Origin of the sequence: Streptococcus suis S735, from assembly GCF_000294495.1 — a bacterium.
GTDB classification, from domain to species: Bacteria; Bacillota; Bacilli; order Lactobacillales; family Streptococcaceae; genus Streptococcus; species Streptococcus suis.
Genome location: NC_018526.1, coordinates 838,495 through 852,395, shown reverse-complemented (window position 1 = coordinate 852,395; position 13,901 = coordinate 838,495). Strand labels below are relative to the sequence as shown.

General features: G+C 40.3%; 16 protein-coding genes. 14 read left to right on the top strand and 2 right to left on the bottom strand.

The genetic code is table 11. The annotated features are described in order from the left end of the window. The first annotated feature begins 6 nt into the window (after positions 1-6). The 14 genes from YYK_RS04205 (at position 7) to YYK_RS04140 (ending at position 11,683) form a co-directional block, all read left to right on the top strand. Complete coding sequence (locus tag YYK_RS04205; protein WP_011922415.1) at positions 7-753, top strand: esterase family protein; 747 nt, start codon at positions 7-9, stop codon at positions 751-753. 17 nt (positions 754-770) lie between these two features. After that, entirely contained in the window at positions 771-1,937 is a 1,167-nt protein-coding gene (locus YYK_RS04200; RefSeq protein ID WP_011922414.1) for an ATP-grasp domain-containing protein, read from the top strand. A 139-nt stretch (positions 1,938-2,076) separates the two neighbouring features. After that, positions 2,077-2,217: a hypothetical protein gene (locus YYK_RS10255; protein ID WP_012775106.1), complete on the top strand. Its 141-nt coding sequence runs from the start codon at positions 2,077-2,079 to the stop codon at positions 2,215-2,217. Positions 2,218-2,229: 12 nt separating this feature from the next. After that, positions 2,230-2,607: a NisI/SpaI family lantibiotic immunity lipoprotein gene (locus YYK_RS04190; RefSeq protein WP_011922413.1), complete on the top strand. Its 378-nt coding sequence runs from the start codon at positions 2,230-2,232 to the stop codon at positions 2,605-2,607. Between the two features lie 20 nt (positions 2,608-2,627). After that, the gene (locus YYK_RS04185) at positions 2,628-3,530 is read left to right on the top strand and encodes an ABC transporter ATP-binding protein (RefSeq protein WP_011922412.1); all 903 of its coding nucleotides are present in this window, start codon (positions 2,628-2,630) and stop codon (positions 3,528-3,530) included. A gap of 1 nt (position 3,531) precedes the next feature. Then, positions 3,532-4,278, top strand: a complete 747-nt coding sequence (locus YYK_RS04180) for an ABC transporter permease (protein ID WP_011922411.1) — start codon at positions 3,532-3,534, stop codon at positions 4,276-4,278. 1 nt (position 4,279) lies between these two features. After that, a complete protein-coding gene (locus YYK_RS04175) occupies positions 4,280-5,014 on the top strand; it encodes an ABC transporter permease (RefSeq protein WP_011922410.1) in 735 nt (244 codons plus the stop codon). A 135-nt stretch (positions 5,015-5,149) separates the two neighbouring features. Beyond that, positions 5,150-5,902, top strand: a complete 753-nt coding sequence (locus tag YYK_RS04170) for an ABC transporter ATP-binding protein (RefSeq protein WP_011922409.1) — start codon at positions 5,150-5,152, stop codon at positions 5,900-5,902. Next, positions 5,903-7,873 carry an ABC transporter permease gene (locus tag YYK_RS04165; RefSeq protein WP_012775105.1) on the top strand — a complete coding sequence of 657 codons (1,971 nt, stop codon included), beginning with the start codon at positions 5,903-5,905 and terminating at the stop codon, positions 7,871-7,873. Positions 7,874-7,964: 91 nt separating this feature from the next. Further along, complete coding sequence (relB, locus tag YYK_RS04160) at positions 7,965-8,216, top strand: type II toxin-antitoxin system RelB family antitoxin (protein ID WP_012775104.1); 252 nt, start codon at positions 7,965-7,967, stop codon at positions 8,214-8,216. Beyond that, positions 8,200-8,457 carry a type II toxin-antitoxin system RelE family toxin gene (locus YYK_RS04155; protein ID WP_011922404.1) on the top strand — a complete coding sequence of 86 codons (258 nt, stop codon included), beginning with the start codon at positions 8,200-8,202 and terminating at the stop codon, positions 8,455-8,457. Before relB ends, YYK_RS04155 begins: the two co-directional genes overlap by 17 nt. A 38-nt stretch (positions 8,458-8,495) precedes the next feature. Continuing rightward, a complete protein-coding gene (locus YYK_RS04150) occupies positions 8,496-9,161 on the top strand; it encodes a response regulator transcription factor (protein WP_012775103.1) in 666 nt (221 codons plus the stop codon). Then, positions 9,158-10,099, top strand: coding sequence for a sensor histidine kinase (locus YYK_RS04145; RefSeq protein ID WP_012775102.1), 942 nt, complete (start codon positions 9,158-9,160; stop codon positions 10,097-10,099). Before YYK_RS04150 ends, YYK_RS04145 begins: the two co-directional genes overlap by 4 nt. 75 nt (positions 10,100-10,174) lie before the next feature. After that, complete coding sequence (locus tag YYK_RS04140) at positions 10,175-11,683, top strand: phosphohexomutase domain-containing protein (RefSeq protein ID WP_011922400.1); 1,509 nt, start codon at positions 10,175-10,177, stop codon at positions 11,681-11,683. A 69-nt stretch (positions 11,684-11,752) separates the two neighbouring features. On the opposite strand, the gene xerS is transcribed toward YYK_RS04140, so the two are convergent. Next, the gene (gene xerS / locus YYK_RS04135) at positions 11,753-12,823 is read right to left on the bottom strand and encodes a tyrosine recombinase XerS (RefSeq protein ID WP_012775101.1); all 1,071 of its coding nucleotides are present in this window, start codon (positions 12,821-12,823) and stop codon (positions 11,753-11,755) included. 358 nt (positions 12,824-13,181) lie between these two features. Further along, entirely contained in the window at positions 13,182-13,898 is a 717-nt protein-coding gene (locus YYK_RS04130; RefSeq protein ID WP_014917243.1) for an Abi family protein, read from the bottom strand. Between the last annotated feature and the right edge of the window lie 3 nt (positions 13,899-13,901).

Here is a 13,901-nt window from a genome sequence, read left to right as displayed (position 1 = left end):
TTTACTATGCACGTTGAATTTTTAAGTCATTGGTCTGGAAATCTTGGCCGAGAAATGAATCTAAATCGTTATGGTCACGTAGGGATTCCTGTTGTCGTATTTGCTTCATCAGGTGGTTCTTACAATGAATATGCTGATTTTGGTATGATTGAAGCTTGTCGTGGCTCTATTGAAGCTGGTCAGGTCCAATTTTTTACTCTAACTAGCTACGATAGTGAAAGCTGGTTGGCAGACTGGAAATCCATCCATGACAAGGCAGAGGCTCACCGTGCCTATGAGCGTTATGTGATTGAAGAAGCGATTCCCTTTATCAAACATAAAACTGGTTGGTTTGATGGGATGATGACAACTGGTTGTTCTATGGGAGCTTATCACGCGCTCAATTTCTTCCTGCAACATCCAGATGTTTTCACGAAAGTTATCGCCCTTTCAGGTGTCTATGATGCTCGTTTCTTCAACAACAATCAAGATTATGGCAATGATGATGTTGTTTATCAGAACTCACCATCAGATTACATTTGGAACCAAAACGACGGCTGGTTTATTGATAAATACCGTCAGGCTGATATTATCGTCTGTACAGGTTTGGGCGATTGGGAGCAAGACGGTTTGGACTCATTCTATAACCTCAAACGTGCATTTGAAGAGAAGAGTATCCCAGCTTGGTTTGATACTTGGGGAACAGATGTGGCCCACGACTGGGTGTGGTGGAGAAAGCAAATGCCATTCTTCCTTCATTCTATCGGACTATAAGCTAGAAAGGACTACCTATGAATTATCTCGTTATTTCACCTTTTTATCCAGAAAATTTCCAACCATTTACCATTGAATTGGCAAAAAAAGAAGGCGTTACGGTTCTAGGTATCGGGCAAGAACCTTACGATCAATTGCCTGAAGAACTTCGTAATGCCTTAACAGAATACTTCCGTGTTGAGAATCTTGAAAACTTGGATGAAGTCAAGCGTGCAGCAGCCTTTCTTATTTACAAGCATGGTCCAATTGACCGTGTAGAATCCCACAATGAATATTGGCTTGAAAACGATGCAGCCCTCCGTGAACAATTCAACATTTTTGGTGCTAAGCCTAAACACCTGAAAAAGACCAAATTTAAGTCTGAAATGAAAAAATATTTCAAAAAAGCAGGTGTTCCAGTTGTTCCAGGTGTGGTTGTTAAATCGGAACGTGATTTTGGCAGAGCTTTGAAGAATGTTGGTTTTCCAATGATTGCTAAACCAGACAACGGTGTTGGAGCATCAGGTGCCTTCAAAATCGAAAATAAAGAAGATTTTGATCGGTTTGTGGAGACATGGGATGGAGCAACTATTTATTTCCTCGAAAAATTTGTCAATTCAAGTATTATCACTACTTATGATGGTTTGTTGGACTACGAAGGCAATGTTGTCTTTGAAACAGGCTTGACTTATGTTCATACTCCATTTGAATTGATGCAAACCAAGAAGGACAATGCCTACTTTATCGAAAAAGAATTAGATTTTAAACTGGTTGAGTATGGCAGAGCTATTATCAAGGCCTTTGGTATGAGAGAGCGTTTTTTCCATATTGAATTTTTCAAGGATGGGGACGACTACATTGCCATTGAATACAATAACCGTATGGCAGGCGGTTTCACAGTTGAAGCCTATAACTACGCTCATTCCATTGATCTTTTCCGTGATTATGCCAATGTCGCAACAGGTGGTACAGTTGAGGAACGTAGATTTGAACCACAATACTGCTTGGTAGCAACCCGCCGTGATACGACCGAATATGTTCACTCAGCAGATGATATCCATCAGACATTCGCTGGTAAGATTAAGACAGTCAAACGGATGCCAGATGCCTTTGCGGAACTTCAGGGAAATGATGCCTATCTTCTTGTAACGGAAAGCAAGAAAGAGTTAGATGAAATGATTGCTTATATTGGTCTAACAAAATAAAACTAACTGTAAGACGCCAGAAATGGTGTCTTTTATTCTTTCCTTACAAAGCTGTAAGTTTTTTAATCAGAACTGTAAGAGAGTACAGGAGGAATATTTTCTATAATAGACTCATAAGAAATAGAAAGAAGGAAATCATATGTCATTCAAATTTCTACAAGCAAAGAGAATAGAAGAAAAGGTATTCTCTGAAAAAGAGAAAGCTGAACTCATGGAACAAGCCTTATTCTTAGAAGAGCTCGCCCATAATTTGCAAAGTATGCGATTTATGGCATACTAGAGGGAGGAAACTATGAAAAAGAAAGTAATTAGCATGCTGGCTTTGGGAAGCATAATCCTAACTGCTTGCTCTTCCTCTTCAGCAGGTTTTAGCTTTGATGAGGGCTATCAAACTTTCCATTACAAGGGAAAAGTCTATGCCGTTAGCAAACAGGAAGTTGCCGAAGATAGTATTCAAGGAACAGAAGTTCAGTTTATGGAATGGCCTGTTGTCAAAGAAGAAGGGGCAGTGAAAAAGACAGTATCCTTGAATAATCTCTATGTAACCACTAACAAGGAATGGGCCATCGGTGTCCAGGATGGTTACTATAAGGTAGATTTAGAAGAAAATGTTGCTGAATCAGACCGAATCGACTATCAAAGTGTACTTGAGAATGTTGATTTTACTTAAGAAATCAATTAGGAGTTTATATGTTATTAGAAATCAATCATTTAAAAAAAGTTTACAAAGACGTTACCACTGTTGATATTGAAAAGATTACTGTACGAGAAGGAGAAATCTACGGCTTTCTTGGACCAAATGGTGCAGGTAAGACAACTACGATGAAAATGATTCTATCACTTGTCACTCCGACTTCAGGTGAAATTTTTATTAATAAAAAAGACATTCGAAATGACAAAAAATACCTAAATCAGATTGGATCTATGATAGAAGAACCGTCCTATTATCCTAATTTAACTGGATATGAAAATTTATTAGTGTTTCAAAAAATGGTGGGATTTGATAAAAATAATATCCGGCCAACATTGGAGCTCGTTGGATTAGCTGATGAAAAAAATCGAAAAAAATTAGTTAAGGCCTATTCTCTTGGTATGAAACAGCGACTTGCCTTAGCATTTGCTTTAGTGAAAAAGCCGAAAATCTTATTATTAGATGAGCCCACAAATGGTCTTGATCCAGCTGGTATTCATGAAATTCGTGAATTAATTGTTCAATTAGCCAAAGAAAAAGGTCTGACTGTCTTTATTTCCAGTCACATTCTTCCGGAAATTGAACACATTGCAGATCGAGTTGGGATTATCAATCATGGTCGTCTTGTCTATGAGGGAGAAATTGAAGCTATTAAGTCAAATACTTGGATTGAAATTGGCGGTGATTTTTCACAGAAAAATATTGTTCAGACCTTAGTTGAACTTGGAACGGTAGAAATTTTGAGTGCATCCGAAAGTCAAGTAACTTTAAGGGATTTGGATAACGATCGGTTAGCAGATCTGGTGAGCTATTTAATAGAAAATGGATACCGAATATTCCGAGTGGTTAGAGAAAGTGAAACTCTTGAAGATATTTTCCTAAATCTAACAAAGGAGGCGTAAGATGAATGGTGTTTACATTGAATGGCTAAAAAGTAGACGAACAAAATCTATTTCAATTGTCATTATTTTGATGTTGGTTGCCACACTTTGGAATATTGCAACTTTTATCTCTGCTTTCTCTTCACATCCAGAGTTAAGAATGGCTGGAACCTTGTTTAGTAATCAGAATGTCAATCTACTTATGTTCCCGATTGCAGTTTGTGTGTTTGCTAGTCGAATTGTAGGGAATGAACATGAAGGGCAGACCTTTAAACTACAAATAGCTAATGGTCAAAGCCTAACAGCCATTTTTCGTGATAAATTCTTTTTTATGCTGGTTTCCTTTGTTATTATGTCTGCTATCGAAATTATGATTATTTATCTTTTCGGAACACAGGCAGGAATCTCTATTTCTTTGCAGATTATTGGTATTCAGTTTATTGGGCAGATACTTGCAATATTTTCATTGATTTGTCTTTATCTGACCTTGGCCATGATTCTTGAAAAGCAGGGGATTCTGCTAGCACTAGGACTTTTAGGTGGTTTTCTAGGAATTATCTTAAACCCAAAAAGTTATGGTTTTACCAGTTTACTTAACCCAATCACTGGTTCAGGAAGTCTTGCGCCTTATAAATATCAATTTCTGGGTGACGGCACAATTACCTATAATTTAGATAGTCAGTTGCTTGAGAAAATCGTCTGTTATGCCATTTACTGCTTGATACTCTACCTTTTGGCGGTTCTAATATTAAGAAAGAAAGGGAACTAAGATGAAAGATTACTTCTTAGCTGAGTGGACAAAAACAAGGAAAATTCAATTATTAGTCATTGGGATTGCCTTTTTGAGTTTCTCTAGTATGATAGGATTGGGTATCTATTTTGCTAATCGTGATGTTTTAATCGACGGAACTCAATCTTTGGTTCTGTGGGGACAACTGACCTTTTACAATAGTACCTTACTTTATCCTCCTATGTTAGCCATTATTGCAGGTCTCTTATTAGTTCCTGAATTTGAGCGAAAAACTCTTGACATGCTAAAGGCTAATCAAGTTTCTATGAGGAAATTATATTTAGGAAAATTAATGAGCAGTTTTCTTCTTATTCTTCCAATTCAACTCTTATTGCTGCTGATTTTTATAGTTGCGGCAAAAATTGACGGCATTTCATTTGACCTTAGTTTAGCCACACATGTTAAATGGATTGCTTTATCGCTTTTGTCTTCCTTTCCAATTATTACACTCCAATCCTATATCACTGTAAAAACTCGAAATTTCAGTAAGGGAGTCGGTGTTGCTACCATTGGTAGTATGCTTAATTTTGTATTAATTTTTATCAATGAAAGTTTTACGAAATTTTTCCCTTACTCTCAACCGATGATTGGATTACGGAGTAGGGCATTGCAAGATATGACATTTTTAGAGTTTATCTTATTTATTACAGTGAATATTGTGTTTAGTTTTATTTTTTATCAGTTAACTATCAAGAATTTGGAAAATAGTAAATAAAAACCTTTTACAATTTCATGTATTTCTTTTATAAAGCTGATAATTAGAAACTCAATTTCATGGGATTTAGTACCAAAGAAAATTAGCTATACTAAATCAAGTTAATTTTGCTAAAGAAAACAATTAGGAGTAACTATGTTATTAGAAATCAATCATTTAGAAAAAGTTTACCGCACGCGCTTTTCAAAAGAGGAAACTCGTGCCTTGCAAGATGTGGATTTTAAGGTAGAAGAGGGCGAGTTTATCGCTATCATGGGGGAAAGTGGTTCTGGTAAGACGACTTTGCTCAACATTCTAGCAACCCTGGACAAGCCGACGAGGGGCTCTGTTATCTTAAACAATCAAGACATCACCAAAATCAAGGAAAGCAAGCTGGCAGATTTCCGTTTGCGTAATCTTGGCTTTGTCTTCCAAGATTTTAACCTCTTGGACACCCTGTCCATCCAAGACAATATCTTTTTACCTCTGGTATTGGCACGTGAGAGCTATCAGGAAATGGAGAAACGGTTGGAAGTATTGGCACCAAAACTACGGATTCAAGATTTGCTGAAAAAACGTCCCTTTGAACTTTCTGGTGGACAAAAGCAGCGCGTGGCTATTGCTCGTAGTTTGATTACCCAGCCACAGATTGTCCTAGCGGACGAACCGACGGCTGCCCTAGATTATCGCAATTCGGAAGACTTGCTGAATTTGTTTGAAGAGATTAACCGTGACGGGCAAACTATTCTCATGGTGACCCACTCGGCCAACGCAGCCAGCCACGCCAAACGTGTCTTGTTTATCAAAGATGGTCGTATTTTCCATCAACTGTACAAGGCAGACAAGAGCAATCAAGACTTTGCCAAGGAGATTTCACTCAATATGTCTGCACTTTTAGGGGGTGAGTAGATGTTTTACCTCAAACTTGCTGGGCAAAATATCCGAAAATCCATGGGTGTTTTTGCTCCCTTCGTTTTAGCCAGTCTGGTCCTCTTTACCCTGATTTGTTCCATGTTCTTGATCATGCTGAGTCCAGTTATGAAGACCATGGGCTCTGGTGCCATTTCTATCGGTCTTGGTGTGATTATTCTGACCATTTTCTCGGTCATTATGGAGATTTATAGTTTTAATTTCCTGATGAAACAACGGGCGAGAGAATTTGGTCTCTATAACATGCTGGGGATGAACAAGAAAAAAGTAGCCTTGATAGCTAGCCTCGAATTGATGATGATTTTCTTGCTAGTTGTGGTTCTTGGTTCTGTTTTAGCTGGTGTGTTTGCAAATGTTCTCTACTTGATTTTTGTCAATATAACACATTATAGTGATTTACATTTTGGAATTGAGCCTCTGGCCTTTGTCATGACTGCCTTTCTCTTTGCTGGTTTCTTCTTTCTCTTGGAATTGCTAGCCATTCGGACCATTGGCAAGACCAGTCCGCTGATTTTGTTCCGAGCTAGTGAAAAAGGAGAGAGAGAGCCGAAAGGAAATGTTCTTCTAGCTGCTCTTGGTGTTTTTAGTCTTGGGATGGGCTACTACCTATCGCTTTCATCGAAAGCAGAAGGTCTAGCTGTTATCTATCGGTTCTTTATCGCTGTGCTCTTTGTCATTGCGGGGACCTATCTGTTCTACATCAGTTTTATGACTTGGTATTTGAAGGCTCGTCGGAAAAACAAGCGGTATTTCTATACGCCAGAGCATTTCATTACGACATCGCAGATGATTTTTCGGATGAAGCAGCACGCAACGGGTTTGGCCAATATTACGCTACTTGCGGTCATGGCCTTTGTGACCATTGCGACCACAACCTCCCTTTATACAGGTATGAGCAGTATGACAGGTGCACTATATCCCAAGGAAACATCTATTACCTATAAAGTTTCGGATAGAAGTCAAGGTGAAATGGCCTTCCAGCAATCGGTGCTCAGCCATTTTCCAGAAAAAGCCGATGACAGTCTATCCTATCTGACCTACCAAGCTGGTCTGGTATATGATGGTGGCGAAGAGATTGTCATTAGCCCAAAAAATATTTCTAATCCAGATTTTTCTAAAATGGCCTTTACCTACTTCATCACCCAAGATGATTTCAGAAAATTGGGGAATGACCTGCCAGAGCTTGCTGCCAATCAAGTGGTCTTTATGCGTCCGAGCGAAAAACCATCGCTGAAGAAGCTTGTTTTGGGCGATCAATCCTTTGAGAATGTAGCCAATCTTGATAAGGCTATTTTCCCAGACATCACCAATACGCTAAATGCCGCCGTTATGGTAGTCAGTGATGACACAGTGTTGAATGCTGTTCGTGAGTATTACGAATCCAATAATCCGCAAGGCTATCTTGTTAGCCTAGATTATCGTGTCTTTACCGACTTGACTGATGAAGAGGTACTCTCTCTTGGAGAGCAATCTGGTGAAATATACGAAATTCTCGATGAAAATGGAGAATATCTTGGAAATGTTATGCAACGTACGGATTTCAACAATTTACTGATGGGCTTTACAGGCGGTTTCCTCTTTACAGGTTTCTTGCTGGGAATTAGTTTCCTACTGGGTGCAGCCTTGATTATCTACTATAAGCAGTATTCAGAAGGGCATGAGGACAAGAAATCCTACAAGATTCTACAAGAAGTAGGCATGAGCCAGAAGGCTGTCAAGAAAACAATTAACTCCCAAACACTTACGGTCTTCTTTATGCCTTTGGTCATGGCGACCCTACACTTTGTCATCGCCCTTATCATGCTCAAGCAAATGCTACTAAGTTTTGGTGTTACCTCATCACTAATGATTTACACAGTCAGTGGCATCACCCTACTGGCAGTCACTCTGATTTACTTTGTCATTTACAAGTGGACTAGTCGCACTTATTATCGCATTATTGAACGGTAGCAGAAGTCTCGCCTTGTGCGAGATTTCTTGCTTTTTCAGGGAAATGGTGTTACAATGGTAATACCAAAGGAATACTCGAAGAGGTGAGAAAATGGCAGCTATTACATTGAAAGTTTCTGAGCAGGACAAGCTCTTTATGCAGGCTATGGCAAAGTTTGAAGGTGTCAGTTTGTCAGAACTCATTCGGACTAAAACCCTTGAAGCTCTCGAAGATGAATATGATGCCCGTGTGGCAGATATCGCTCTGTCTGAATACGAGGCAGACTTGGCGAAAGGCATTGAGCCGATTAGCTGGGAGGAAATGTTGGAAGAGTTGGGGTTGACGGATGAAGACCTGTTATAAACTCGTACCGACCAGTCGTTTTATTAAACAGTTGAAAAAGTTGGACAAATTTACCCAAAAACAGATTACCAACTACTTGTCCAGTCATGTGACTGACAACCCTAGACAATACGGAAAAGCCTTGACTGCTAATCGTTCTGGCCAATGGCGCTATCGTATCGGCAATTACAGGGTTATCGTTAATATTGAAGATGATAAATTGATTGTGACAAGCATAAAAATGAGAAATGGAAGTATATAAGCCAAGACCTGTGTCCTGGCTTTTGCAGAATGAAGAAGATGAAAAAAGAGAAGATTTATATTGTTGAAGATGATGAGATGATTGTCCAACTCTTGAAGCAGCATTTGGGAAAATCTTATCAGGTAGAAAGTGTGCAGAATTTCCGAGCTGTCAGTCAGGAAGTTGCGGAAATCAAACCAGACTTAGTGCTGATGGACATTAACTTGCCCTATTACAACGGTTTTTATTGGACGACAGAAATCCGTAAAACCATGACCATGCCCATTATCTTTATCTCTTCTAGCGATGATGAGATGAATGCGGTCATGGCCATGAACATGGGTGGCGATGATTTTGTCTCCAAGCCATTTTCTCTAGGAATTTTGGATGCCAAAATCGGAGCCTTCCTGCGTCGGGTTAATCAATTCAGCAAATCGAGCGAATTGTCTATCGATCAGTTCCAGCTTAGTTTGGACGGGCGATTTTCAAACGAATCGGAACAGGTTCAGCTTTCACCTACTGAAACCAAGATTTTATCCGCCTTACTAGAAAGACAAGGGCAGATTGTCAGCAAGGATGAACTCTTGGAAAAACTCTGGGAAAATGAAGAATTTATCGACCAGAATACGCTCAATGTAAACATGACCAGACTGCGTAAGAAGGTGAGCGAAGTCGGGTTTGAACGAATTCATACCGTTCGTGGCGTGGGGTACTTGATCAAATGATAGCAAAATTTATCCGCGAATACCGGAGTTTTTACTTCTCCTACATTGTTCTGGCTACTAGTTTTATCTTGCTCTTCTTTCTCTATCAACTGCCCACCGAATTCCTGCAAAACGCTCTGCTATTGTCCCTAACCTTCTTAATCCTTCTAACTGTAGGGCTTTTCTGGAAGTTTCGCAACCGCATGAGAGCCTTGGAAGACTATGTCCATGAAGAAGCTCTGCCCCTGCTTAATAAGCCTGTGGACTTGGCCTATCTCAACTTGATTGAGGCAGAGAAGGAGGCGACACGGGAGCAGCTTTTGGTCTATAAGTCACGAGAAGAAGACCTGCAAGCTATGGTCAAAATGTGGTCCCACCAAATGAAAGTGCCTTTGGCTGCCCTGTCTTTGATGAGCCAGACTGACAATCTCAACCAGCAGGATGTCAATCACCAGCTCTTACGCTTGGATAATTACATGGCCAATCTCCTCAACTACCTCAAGCTGACCAACCATGTCAGTGATTTTCGTTTTGAGCAGGTGGAAGTAAGAGAAGTGGTGGTGGATTTGGTCAAAAAATACCGCAATCAGTTCTTGCAAAAGGACATTTCAGTGATTATCGATGGAAATTGGCTACTGAAAACCGACAGAAAGTGGCTTAGTTTTGCCCTATCACAGATTATCGACAACGCCCTCAAGTACAATAAGACTGGTGGAAAGGTGGCCATTGAATTGAATGGAGGAATTTCCATTTTCGATACGGGAATTGGGATTCTGGCAGAAGACCTTCCTCGCCTGTTTGACGAGGGATTTACAGGTTTTAATGGACGAGAACACCAAAAAGCGACAGGATTTGGATTGTATCTGACCAAGCGGGTCTTGAATCAGTTGGAACTAGCTATTTCCGTGGAAAGTCAACTGGAAATTGGGACAACTGTAAGCATTACAAAAGTACAGTAGAAGCTGTGCTTTTTTCATTTTGAAACCGCTTCGAAAATATGATATACTAAATTTAGTTTGAATTAGGAGGTTACTATGTCCCATCATCACGTCTTGCAAAATGGATCAGATATTCGTGGAATTGCTATCGCTACAGACGAATATGCTGTCAATCTCACTCCACAAGCCACCCAGGAAGTAGTTCGCGGACTTATTCATTGGCTAACTCAGAAGCCGGAACTGGCGCAGGTCTATCAAAAAGGCCAATTGACCATCGGTATCGGTCGAGACAGCCGCCTCAGCGGTCCAGATTTGGTCGCAGCCTTTACAGAAGAAGCCGTTTGTCTGGGCGTTCAGCTGATTGACTTTGGCATGGCCACCACGCCAGCTCTCTTCATGAGCACCCAGTATCCGCAGTTCAAGTGCCACGCTGGTGTCATGATCACTGCCAGCCACCTGCCCTATTACTTCAACGGCATTAAGATTTTTTCGGAAAATGGCGGAGCAGAACATGAAGATATTGACTTCATCCTCTCGCATAGTGAAGACTTGCCAGCTTCTTCCCTTGGAAGTATCACCAGTGCAGACCTGATTACGCCTTATGCCCAAGATCTGGTTGGTAAAATTCGTACCGCCTGTGGTGGACAAGAAAAACCACTGACAGGTCTTAATATCATCGTCGATGCTGGAAATGGTGCGGGAGGATTCTTTGCTGAGAAAGTGTTGGCAGAATTGGGAGCAGATACCACTGGTTCACAATTCCTAGACCCAGACGGCACCTTCCCAAACCATGTTCCAAACCCAGATAACAAGGAAGCTATGGAAAGCATTCGTCAGGCTGTCTTGAAGCAAGGTGCAGACCTAGGCATTATCTTTGATACCGACGTTGACCGTGCCGCCCTGGTCACCAAGTCAGGAGAAATTCTCAATCGTAACAACCTGATTGCCGTTCTCAGCCAGATTGTCCTAGCTGAACATCCAGGAACCAGCATTGTGACCAATTCCCCAACGACTGAACACCTTAAGGTCTTTATAGAAAGTCTGGGAGGCAAACAAATTCGCTATATTTCAGGCTACCGTAATGTCATAAACCGTGCTATTTTAGCCAATCAAGAAGGAGTTGATTGCCAGTTGGCTATCGAAACATCTGGACATGCTGCCTTTAAGGAAAATTACTTCCTCGATGACGGAACGTATGTAGCGGCTAAGATTCTCATGCTCTTACCCAAACTGCAAGCGGAAGGCAAGTCCTTGGACGACTTGATTGCCCAGCTCAAGCAACCCTTGGAAACCCAAGAAGTGCGGTTCAAACTGGAAGCCACAGACTATCGAGCGCTTGGTGAACAGGTCATTGCTGACCTCCGCCAAACCAGCCTCGAAGGCTTTGCTTTTAACCCAGAAAACGAAGAAGGAGTGCGGTTTGACCTGACTGAGCCTTATGGTGACGGCTGGCTCTTGCTCCGTATGAGCCTCCACGAGCCGCTCTTGGTCTTGCAGGTGGAGAATGACCAGACTGGACACATACCTGCCGTTTTACGAACTCTCTCAGCCTTTTTGGACCAGTACCCAGCAGTCAATCAGGAAAAATTGAAAGCATTGATTTAGATTTAAGAGAAAAAGGGGTAAGTTTTCGCTTACTCCTTAATTTATTTACATAATTTATATTACGTGATATCACAACTGATCCAGAGCATTTTTCTGTTCATCGTTGACGATATGGGTGTAGAGATCGGTGACCTGGGTATTGGCATGGCCCAGCTGATGACTGACTAGAACTTGCGACTTGGTGGCGTCGTAGAGACGAGTTGCCAATGTGTGACGGAGTTTGTGGGGGGTTACGCGTATCTTGAAGTCCGCAGAGTACTTGGCAACCATTTTTTCAATAGAAGAAGCATCGATACGGTTAGGCAGACCACGGTATTCGGACAGGAAGAAGGCTGTATCCGTTTTTTCAGCCTTGTAGCGTTGCTGACGGATGCCCATGTAGGCTTCTAAGTAGGGCTTAGCAAACCCAGCCACATTGACCGAGTCCCGTTTACCACCCTTACGAGTTACTTCGATAATCATCATATTGAGGTTTACATCTCGAAGATCCAAATTCACCGCTTCTGACAGACGGACGCCAGAAGCCAAGAGAAGCGCCAGAATCGCCAAATCCCGCTCCTTATTTTTCTGGAAGGAGGAGAGGGCACGTTTAGAGAGATTGACTTGGTATTCCTTGTCCACATAGTCCAAGAACTCCATCGTTTCATCGCCCAAAAAGAGCTTTTGCTTGATGTTCTCCGCCCGCGCTGCCAAGGTTTCCTTCTTCTTCTTAGTAGATACCTTTTTCATGACATTGCGGTAGAAGTAGGGCTCGCCCTGCTCATTCTCCACTTCTTCGGTTAAATACTTGAAGAGACTAGAAAGGGCCGAGAGGGTACGGTTAATGGTGGTCTGCGACACACCATTCTGCGTGGTATTGGCGTTCAGCAAGGGACGCTCCCGCAGATAAAGAATGAAAGCTTCCATATCTTTTTTTGTCAGATGTTCCAGAACATCCAGCGGAATGTCAGCAATCCGTTCAACAGCCACCAAATCCGAATCCTGTAACCATTCAAAAAAACGACGGTATTCTTTCAAGTATTCATATAAGGTAGTAAAACTGTAAGGCACAGCCAATTTTGACTGATAATATTCCAGAACAAACCAAGGCATAATTTCTTTTAGTTGATCAATTTTTTCCAATAATAACTCGCGTCTCATCATTTTCTCCTGATTTTTAGTTATATGAGTAGTATAGCATAACCTTATATAAGTTTCAAGAAAATTATAGTTTTTCGGAAAAATGTTTGTGGGGATATTAGAAAGATAACCAAAAAAATTTTTTAGGAAAAATCAGCTAAAAATGTACTTTAATAACGACAAAACTGGAAATTTTTTCCAAAGTACATTTTTCTAGTTAATTTGATACCTAAAACTATGTTTTCGGACATAGAGATACCCCCATTTTTTACATAAATTTAAAACAGATCTATACTTTAGACCTGTTTTATTATTTCTTAATATGAGTGACTTTTTAATGCATCTACTTAATATTTAGCAAACAAAGATTATTCTAATTTCAAATTCTAGTATACAAAGAATTATGTTGCAGACAATTCAATACTTCCTTGTTTTTAAGGCCGTAGTAATTTGCTTGCCTTTGGCTTTTGTCAATCAACTTTCTAAATGAACCAAAAATTTCTCTAAAATTATATTGGTTATCAATAGCATCCATCATATATTTCACTATAATAATCGGCAGAGCAATGCGGTTTGAATAAACACCTTCTTTTAGTTCGTATAAGAGCTCCTTCCATTCTTCACGAAGTATTGGTGTTGTATGCATTTTAAGATCAATAATATTCGAATTATGAGCACACATATTACGTAATAAATTCAAACATTTCAACCAAGAAAGTAACTCAGCATCACTGCAATCATATTGTTTAGCTATTTGTCTAATATTATTTGTTGACATCAATTCGATAAGGTTGATTATCTGACCGAACGTCATTAGGTTAATAGCCAACCAAATTGGAGGATATTTCATATTGTCAATTTTCAATTTTTCCTTGATTTCTGGAGAAGTTGTTCTTTTCAATTCAGCTTTGAGCTGCTTTTTAAATTTCTCTTCTCGATATTTTAGGTAATGCTTGCAGTACTCTTTTTTATTGCACCACTGTGAGAAATTTAAATATCCATATGGCCCTAATCTCCTATAACCTAAAACAAATGCTACTTGGGTTTTTAAAGCTACCTCAATGTCTTCGAGAGCATCCAATAGATGGAGACGCAATCG

Bases quoted from the DNA above. Each gene is read 5' to 3' on its own strand.
- YYK_RS04205 (WP_011922415.1), top strand. From the start codon at position 7: ATGCACGTTGAATTTTTAAGTCATTGGTCTGGAAATCTTGGCCGAGAA.
- YYK_RS04200 (WP_011922414.1), top strand. From the start codon at position 771: ATGAATTATCTCGTTATTTCACCTTTTTATCCAGAAAATTTCCAACCA.
- YYK_RS10255 (WP_012775106.1), top strand. From the start codon at position 2,077: ATGTCATTCAAATTTCTACAAGCAAAGAGAATAGAAGAAAAGGTATTC.
- YYK_RS04190 (WP_011922413.1), top strand. From the start codon at position 2,230: ATGAAAAAGAAAGTAATTAGCATGCTGGCTTTGGGAAGCATAATCCTA.
- YYK_RS04185 (WP_011922412.1), top strand. From the start codon at position 2,628: ATGTTATTAGAAATCAATCATTTAAAAAAAGTTTACAAAGACGTTACC.
- YYK_RS04180 (WP_011922411.1), top strand. From the start codon at position 3,532: ATGAATGGTGTTTACATTGAATGGCTAAAAAGTAGACGAACAAAATCT.
- YYK_RS04175 (WP_011922410.1), top strand. From the start codon at position 4,280: ATGAAAGATTACTTCTTAGCTGAGTGGACAAAAACAAGGAAAATTCAA.
- YYK_RS04170 (WP_011922409.1), top strand. From the start codon at position 5,150: ATGTTATTAGAAATCAATCATTTAGAAAAAGTTTACCGCACGCGCTTT.
- YYK_RS04165 (WP_012775105.1), top strand. From the start codon at position 5,903: ATGTTTTACCTCAAACTTGCTGGGCAAAATATCCGAAAATCCATGGGT.
- relB (WP_012775104.1), top strand. From the start codon at position 7,965: ATGGCAGCTATTACATTGAAAGTTTCTGAGCAGGACAAGCTCTTTATG.
- YYK_RS04155 (WP_011922404.1), top strand. From the start codon at position 8,200: ATGAAGACCTGTTATAAACTCGTACCGACCAGTCGTTTTATTAAACAG.
- YYK_RS04150 (WP_012775103.1), top strand. From the start codon at position 8,496: ATGAAAAAAGAGAAGATTTATATTGTTGAAGATGATGAGATGATTGTC.
- YYK_RS04145 (WP_012775102.1), top strand. From the start codon at position 9,158: ATGATAGCAAAATTTATCCGCGAATACCGGAGTTTTTACTTCTCCTAC.
- YYK_RS04140 (WP_011922400.1), top strand. From the start codon at position 10,175: ATGTCCCATCATCACGTCTTGCAAAATGGATCAGATATTCGTGGAATT.
- xerS (WP_012775101.1), bottom strand. From the start codon at position 12,823: ATGAGACGCGAGTTATTATTGGAAAAAATTGATCAACTAAAAGAAATT.